Below are 600 nucleotides of genomic sequence, written 5' to 3'. Positions count from 1 at the left end.
CATCCACCGTTTGCGCTTCTCTTCTTGACCATATAATCTCAGTTACCTCAGATCATATGCTTTACTTCAAATACAAGTACGCTTGTGTTACCTCTTATTTACCTTATTTTTAATGAACGTCTGGTTATTCCAGATTAAAATACTCTCGTAAAAGTACTTTAATCTGAATAAACCCAATGAAAAACCCTATAATTTGGTGGAGCCGAGGAGGATCGAACTCCTGACCCCCTGCGTGCAAGGCAGGTGCTCTCCCAGCTGAGCTACGACCCCATTTTTTTTGGCATCGATCTTTTGTTTTACTCTGCGTTGCTCATGCGCATTCACTCAGTCACATACTGACGTATGCTCCCTCACTCACTTGCACGCGCGCCTTGATTAAAACAAAACCTCTCGCAAAAAAGCTTTGGCTCACTATGTCTTTATGCGTGTGCTGCCGCACTCGCAACATTATGAACCGGGCTCTTCATTATCTTGAAAACAAACTGTGTGGGCACTTTAAAGTCTTTAGTGCTATTAATTAAGGAGGTGATCCAGCCGCAGGTTCCCCTACGGCTACCTTGTTACGACTTCACCCCAGTCATGAACCACACCGTGGTAAAC

At 44.2% G+C, this 600-nt stretch carries 1 tRNA gene and 1 rRNA gene; both read right to left on the bottom strand.

Features of this window, described 5'->3' with window-relative positions:
- Positions 1–194 precede the first annotated feature (194 nt).
- Positions 195–270, bottom strand: a tRNA-Ala gene (locus ACWTEW_RS10945).
- Between the two features lie 248 nt (positions 271–518).
- A 16S ribosomal RNA gene (locus ACWTEW_RS10940) occupies positions 519–600 on the bottom strand; the annotation flags it as partial.

It is taken from the genome of Legionella stuttgartensis, from assembly GCF_977063405.2.
Note: the sequence above shows the minus strand (reverse complement) of the source record. Positions and strands in the feature narration are given on the sequence as shown.